This window comes from Bacillus sp. LL01 (assembly GCF_001037965.1).
On sequence record NZ_LFEL01000081.1, the window covers coordinates 1 to 6,871 of the forward strand.

The 6,871-nt window shown below is 40.8% G+C and carries 8 protein-coding genes and 1 riboswitch; all 8 genes read right to left on the reverse strand.

Going from position 1 to position 6,871, the window contains the following annotated elements:
• Nucleotides 1–613, reverse strand: a 613-nt coding sequence (locus tag AB685_RS24660) for a bile acid:sodium symporter family protein (protein WP_047973233.1), incomplete at its 3' end; no start/stop codon positions are given.
• 74 nt (nt 614–687) lie between these two features.
• Complete coding sequence (locus AB685_RS24665) at nt 688–1,302, reverse strand: hypothetical protein (RefSeq protein ID WP_047973234.1); 615 nt, start codon at nt 1,300–1,302, stop codon at nt 688–690.
• Entirely contained in the window at nt 1,283–2,317 is a 1,035-nt protein-coding gene (locus tag AB685_RS24670; RefSeq protein ID WP_047973235.1) for a ribonucleotide-diphosphate reductase subunit beta, read from the reverse strand. Before AB685_RS24670 ends, AB685_RS24665 begins: the two co-directional genes overlap by 20 nt.
• 18 nt (nt 2,318–2,335) lie before the next feature.
• Entirely contained in the window at nt 2,336–4,522 is a 2,187-nt protein-coding gene (locus AB685_RS24675; RefSeq protein ID WP_082153760.1) for a ribonucleoside-diphosphate reductase subunit alpha, read from the reverse strand.
• Between the two features lie 170 nt (nt 4,523–4,692).
• Nucleotides 4,693–4,889, reverse strand: a riboswitch (cobalamin riboswitch).
• Between the two features lie 130 nt (nt 4,890–5,019).
• Nucleotides 5,020–5,337: a heavy metal-binding domain-containing protein gene (locus tag AB685_RS24680; RefSeq protein ID WP_047973236.1), complete on the reverse strand. Its 318-nt coding sequence runs from the start codon at nt 5,335–5,337 to the stop codon at nt 5,020–5,022.
• Nucleotides 5,318–5,512, reverse strand: a complete 195-nt coding sequence (locus AB685_RS31840; RefSeq protein WP_198530579.1) for a hypothetical protein — start codon at nt 5,510–5,512, stop codon at nt 5,318–5,320. The genes AB685_RS24680 and AB685_RS31840 overlap by 20 nt, the downstream gene beginning before the upstream one ends.
• Before the next feature lie 4 nt (nt 5,513–5,516).
• Entirely contained in the window at nt 5,517–6,458 is a 942-nt protein-coding gene (locus AB685_RS24690; RefSeq protein WP_047973238.1) for an alpha/beta hydrolase, read from the reverse strand.
• Nucleotides 6,455–6,871, reverse strand: a 417-nt coding sequence (locus tag AB685_RS24695; protein WP_047973240.1) for a hypothetical protein, incomplete at its 5' end; no start/stop codon positions are given. The genes AB685_RS24695 and AB685_RS24690, both read right to left, overlap by 4 nt.

The following is a 6,871-nucleotide window of genomic DNA, read 5'->3' on the forward strand; positions in this document are numbered from 1 at the left end:
CTAAGATCGCCACAATCGAGATAATTGGCAATGTCTTTACTCCGCTTTCTACAGCACGTGGGAAGAATTTTCTAACTAGTAAACCAAGTATAATTGGAATAATGATAACTTGAATAATAGATTGGAACATCGCCCCTGCATTAACAGGTAACCATTGACCAGCCAATAATAGAAGAATAGCCGGTGTTAATAGGGGTGCTAAAAGTGTAGAAATTGACGTCATTGCCACCGAAACGGGCAAGTCCCCTTTAGCTAAATACACCATTACATTTGATGCCGTACCCCCTGGACAAGCTCCAACAAGGATTAAACCTACTGCTAGTTCTGGTGGAAGTTGCAATAATACAGCTATTGCATAGGCAACAWGCGGCATAATTAAAAATTGCGCCACAACCCCAATCACGACGGGAATTGGCTTTTTCGCTACTGCACTAAAGTCAACAGCCCTCATCGTCAGACCCATTCCAAACATAATCACACCGAGTAGCAGCGTGATGTGAGGGGCAATCCATGTAAATAACTGTGGTACAGAGAACGCAACAAAACTACATAAAATGATAATAAGAGCAAAATACTTACTCATCCATAAACCAACTTTTTCAAGTGTTTGCATCTAACCCCTCCTTTTTAAATATTTCAATAATTCTAACTTCAAAAGGGTCGGAATGCAACCTTAGATTGAATAATTCACCTTAATAGATTTGTTGTCGGACCTCCAGCCAACTCAAAAAAACGTAGATATTCTTCACTTGTAATCTCACTCCCAAACCTCGCCATCATAAAATTATCTTGATAGGCCATCACGTCTGGTTCGTTGGTTAATACCTCTTCAAAGCCCCCTTTCATTAGGAGCTTTTGAAGAAGTTGCTTGTAGAGGCTACTATCCCCCTCTACTGATGATAAATCCCAATGCCAACGGTACTCAAGCGAGATTAGGATGTCTTTTTCATAAGGTCTCGCGCCAAGTATTTTTGTAAGTAATGCACTGGCTAGCCCTTGATTCCTTAAAGGAATAGCCACTTCAATTACGCCTAGAACTTTAATTTGAGCCATTTGCGACCAGCGCTCATCTGCCTCTGGTGGCAAAATCATTGTATACCCTAGGATTGTTTCCCCATCGAAAGCTAGTGCAAGATCAACATCTAAAGTTCGAAGTGCCCGAAGCATCGCTTGCTGCTGTTCGTTAGGCAATCTAAATTGTTTGAGACTCTTGTGAAAAGCCCCTTCCTGCAACACCTTTTCGACGAGGAAACGATCAGCCGTTACAGTGATTGTTTCCTTCTTAAAGTTCATCAAAGCCATTATCGTTTGACACCTTGGCGTATTGACGAGATTTTTGTTCAAAGAAATCACTTTTAGCTGCATTTACATCCTCATATGCTTTAATCCACTTCAAATTGTTCGTACGGTGCTGCGGAAAGATATGGTCATAGCCAAGCTGTTTTGCCCTCTTATTTGCAATGAACTTTAAATATGCTTCCATATCTGCAGGAGTCACCCCTTCAACCTGATCGCCAATAATGTATTTGAACCACTTTAACTCAAGCTCTGTTGCCTCTATCAAAGCCTCCTTAACAAAACACTCCATCTCTTCTGTTTTCAATTCAGGGTGTTCATGTTGTAGCTCCTTAAATAAGTTCGTAAACAAATAGACATGAAGCTGCTCATCACGGTTAATGTAGTTAATCATTGTAGAAGTAGAGACCATCTTTTGGTGACGAGCTAAATTATAGAAGAAAGCAAAGCCAGAGTAGAAATTTACTCCTTCTAAAATGACATCATAGACGATAGATTTGGCTAACGTTTCAGGAGTGGGATTGTGAATAAATTCTTCGTAGCCATTTACGATAAATTCGTTTCGTTCCCTCAAGATAGGATCAGATTTCCAGTAATCAAAAATTTCATCTTGAGTTGATTTTGGAACAAGACTGGAGAGCACATACRAATAGCTCTGATTATGAACAACCTCTTGAAAAGACAACACACTCATTAAGGCAACAAGAGACGAGTCCGTTAAGTAATCAGCAACTTTTATTGAATAATCAGTTTGTACGCTATCTAAGAAAGCTAATAGCCCAATAATTTTCTTGAATGATTCTTGTTCAGGCTCGGTCAAGTTTTTAAATTGCTTTGCATCATGAGTCATATTGATTTCAAATGGCGTCCAAAAATTTGCTAGCATATTTTTATAAAGGGGATATGCCCAACTAAAACGGACATCATCCCAATTTAGGACATTTGAGCTTTTTCCATTTACGATCGCCGTTGATGCATTAGGAGCTGTGGGATCATAGAGCTTTCTCTTTTCTAGATTCATAAATTCTCCTCCTCATAATTAACTTGAACAACTATCACATTCATCAACTGAGACTGATGTCGAACGTACATAGTAGGTTGTCTTCAACCCTTCTTTCCAAGCAAGCAAGTGAAGAGTAAGCAACTCTTTTGCTTTTACTGTACTTGGTACGTAGAGATTAAACGAGATGCCTTGATCAACGTGGCGTTGTCTCGCACCATTCTGCCTTATGCTCCACTTCTGGTCTATTGCATGTGCAGGCTTGTAATACCATGTCGTAGTAGGATCCAGATCAGGGGCTACAACTGGAATACGATAATTTTTCTTTTCTTCAATGTAGTATTTTGAAAAGATCGGATCGATGGAAGCTGTTGAGCCCGCGATCAGTGAAGTGGTCGCATTTGGTGCTACCGCCATCACATAACCATTTCTCATGCCATACCTAGATACTTTTGAGCGAACCTCTTTCCAATCCTCATTTTCATACCCACGCATTCTAAAATACTCTCCACTTTGCCAATCTGACCCATCGTAATGAGGATACGCGCCTTTTTCTTGTGCTRACTGTGCACTCGCTTTTATGGCCGCTCTATTAATACGCTCATACACACGATCTACTTCCTCAATTGCCTCATCACTTTCCCAGACAATGCCCTTTTTTGCTAGATGATGATGCCATCCGTACGTACCTAATCCAATTGCTCGATACTTTTTATTTGTCTGCTCTGCTTGTTTAACTCCTATTTGGTTTAAATCAATCACATTATCTAGCATACGTACTTGAATTGTGACCACTCGCTCTACGACATCATCAGCTAACACTGTCCCGAGCGAAAGTGAGCTTAAATTACATACCACATAGTCACCAGGCTTCTTTTTAATCGAAATCATATCTTCTTCTAGCTCTTCTTCAATGACCGTRGTTGCGCTCATATTTTGCATGATCTCTGTGCATAGATTAGACCCGTAAATCATCCCTTTATGGCGATTAGGATTTAATCGATTTGCCGTATCACGATAGAACATAAACGGGCTTCCTGTTTCTAATTGAGAAAGCATGATACGTTTCATAATCTCTATAGCAGGAACCTCTATCCGCGAGAGCTCAGAATTCGCTATGCATTCAGCATACTTTTGTCGAAACTCCCCTTCGCCTCTTGCTTCATCATAGAAATCTTCCAAAGAATATCCCATCTTAATTCGAACCTCATGAGGGTCAAACAAAGACCAACTCTCTCGCTTCTCAACTGCTTCCATAAATACATCAGGGATCGTAACAGCTGTAAATAAGTCATGTGTTCGTTGACGTTCATCACCGTTATTTAACTTGGCATCTAAAAAAGCAAAAATGTCCTTGTGCCAAACATCTAAGTACACAGCAATTGCCCCTTGACGTTGCCCTAACTGATCGAYACTCACCGCAACATTGTTAAGCTGCTTCATCCAAGGAATGACTCCAGACGAGACATTCTTAAATCCTCTAATCGCCGAGCCTTTTGCCCGAATCTTACCGAGATATATTCCAAGTCCACCACCATTTTTACTTACGGTTGCGGCATCTGTACAACTATCAAAAATAGAGCGAAGGTCATCATCGACTGTATCAATAAAACAACTCGAGAGCTGACCACCTACTTTACCAGCATTACAAAGTGTCGGTGTGGCAACTGTCATATATAAGTTAGACAACGCCCAATAGGCTTCTTTTACTAAATCAAGCCGCTTATCTGGCGGTTCTACTACCATCAACATCATCGCAATGACCAACATACGCTCCTGTGGCAATTCGATAATTTGATCTTCAAAGTTCTTAGCTAAATAACGATCGGCTAATGTTTTAATCCCAATATAGGTGAATTTCTCATCACGAGTTGGTTCTATCACAAGAGCTAGTAGATTTAGTTCCTCACTAGTATAGGAGTCCAGACGTTTGTCATAGATACCATTTTCTATTTGCTGTTTGAAATAGGCAGGGAAGCTTAATGGAAGAGAATCAACTTCCTCTCCTCGCCCTTTGGCAATATGCTCTTTCAAATCATTGATATAGCAAAATGACGCTACAAACGTCCAATCCGGTTGATCAACGGAGAGTTCATTTAATGCTGATAATGCGCGTTGCTGCCATGTTAACGTAGATGTTTCCTCTAACCACTCCTCTGTTACTAGATTCGGAAAACGTTGCTGTAATTGTGTATCTTGCTTGTTCATCATCTTTAATTCTTTCATTTCCCTCACTCCTCATCTCGATAACAAATAAAAAAACGCCCTACCCCTCAATTTGAGAGATAGGACGTAAAACGGCTTCGTTGGTCGTTGCAAACTAAACGAGCAGTAGACAGTCACTTAAAATAGCACATGTCTAGTCGCTGCCGTCTCACTTCTCATCCCCCGAAGATAGCTGACTAAGAAATGGTGGCAGGTCTCCTGACTTGTGCTTCACCTTACTTTGAGCCTTCCCGTATAAGCACCTATTAAGCACTCTTATACAGTGGTTGTCTCATTTCATCCACACTTACAGTTGCGGGGACAGTTCTGGATTCTCACCAGATTCCCTATTAAGCTGCTAAGCAACACCAACATTTCGCAATACAATATATAGTTGTAAAAACTTTCAACGCTACGATATATTGAAATCGTACCGGAAATATAGCTGAGATGCAAGACTTTTCTTACGACCAAATTTTAAAAAGCCCTGTTGCATATTAGCATCAAGGCTTTCATACTTATTCCTTAATTTTAACGGCCGTACCATAAGCAATGATTTCTGCTGCAGACCCCATAACCGTCGATGATTGGAGACGCATTCCGACAATTGCATTTGCTCCTTTTTTCGTAGCATCCTCTACCATGCGATGGATCGCAAGCTTTCTGGCTTCATCCATCATCTCGTTGTACCCTTTAATTTCACCACCAACAATACCTTTAAGCCCCSCTGTAATATCACGGCCGATATGCTTCGTCTGAATCGTTCCCCCTTTTACGTAGCCAATCACTTCGATAATCTCAGATCCCGCTATTGAATCAGTAGTCACTATTTTCATAATCAATTTCCTCCTCTTTCTCCTTTTTTCGTTCCACCATAAAAATGATTAACACTGCTAGAAAACTAGCTATATTTCCTCCAACCGCTAGTAGAGCCCATGTAATATTAATAAAAACAAAAAGAATGGTCATCAGTTGAAAAAGGATAGCTAGAGTAATAAGAGCAAAATTCAAGCGCCTATACATAGTTCGTTAACCAATCTCTCATCGTCTTTGTTAGCTCTTTTGAGAGGGGCTTTGTTCCGGTCTTTTTATATGCCTTTTTAAGTTGAAGAATGGAATAATCCTCCTCTTGATCTCTAAGCATATGATTCATTCCTTGAATAATCTTCGCCTCTACCGGCCCCTTAACAAACTTCTCTACTTCAAACACTCGCTCCGGTATCACTTGTAAATCTTTTGATCCTGTAATGGCAAGGATGGGACACTCGACTTTCTTCAATGACTCTCGCACATTAAATTGATAGTGCTCGCGAAACCATTTTGCATTTACTTTTACACCTTGAAAACGAGCCGTTACAGCATCCGTCCTCATCATCTTTTCATCAAATTTCGGTCCCTGCTTTTCCACTCTTTCTACTACTTTAAATAAGTTTAGAAGCTTGCCCCTTACCCCTTCCATTTCTTGTAAGCCTCTCACCATTTGATGCCGCTGATAGGAAAGGGCCTCAGCCATTGATTCAGATGCACCAGCGAGTAAGATTAACCCTGACACTTTTTCATCTTCTATTACTGCTGGCGCAAGCATGGCTCCCTCACTGTGACCAACGATGAACACACGCTTTGGATCCACCTGTGGGTGTTTTTTCAAAAAACGAAGCGCAGCCTTCGCATCCTCAACTAAATCCCACATCCCTGCTCCCATATAGCTTCCGGTCGACTTCCCCACTCCCCTTTTATCATAGCGTAAAGTGAGACATCCATTTTCCACAAAAAAAGCGGAAAGAGAATTATACAGATTAAAAATTTGCTTTCCTTTGCCATTCCCATTTCGATCAAGTGGACCTGACCCTGATAAGATCAGAACTGCTGGATAAAGCGGTTGCCCTTTCCTAGGTAAGTCGATTGTTCCACTTATCGTGATCTCACCTTGCTCAATTGAAGCTTCTTTCGAACTCATGACTCCGCCTCCGGTATCAAAATGGTTGCCAATGTTCTGGCACGTCTATTTTCATTCGGCTTCTTATCAACTGCTTCTTGAATCAACTGACCTACCCTTTCTCCAAACTCTAAAAGTTSCTMATCGCTTAAATGAAGCGTTGCTTGCCAAAAACCTAGCCCACCTTCTTTATATGATTGGGGTTCCGCACTCATGACATAACGTTCAAACTCTTTCAGTAAGTTCGCTTGGTACGTCATAAAATACTTTAAATACTCTTCAGGTGCAGTCTCTTTTATTTCTTCATCAGAGATAGTCAAATTATCGGTCACTACCGCATAGACCTTCTCGACCGTACCTCTAACTTTGTTCGTTTCCACTACATGAATAAGTCCAGCATCTAAAAGAAGCTTCAGGTGACGATACATGGTTGC

Bases quoted from the DNA above. Each gene is read 5' to 3' on its own strand.
- AB685_RS24665 (WP_047973234.1), bottom strand. From the start codon at position 1,302: ATGGCTTTGATGAACTTTAAGAAGGAAACAATCACTGTAACGGCTGAT.
- AB685_RS24690 (WP_047973238.1), bottom strand. From the start codon at position 6,458: ATGAGTTCGAAAGAAGCTTCAATTGAGCAAGGTGAGATCACGATAAGT.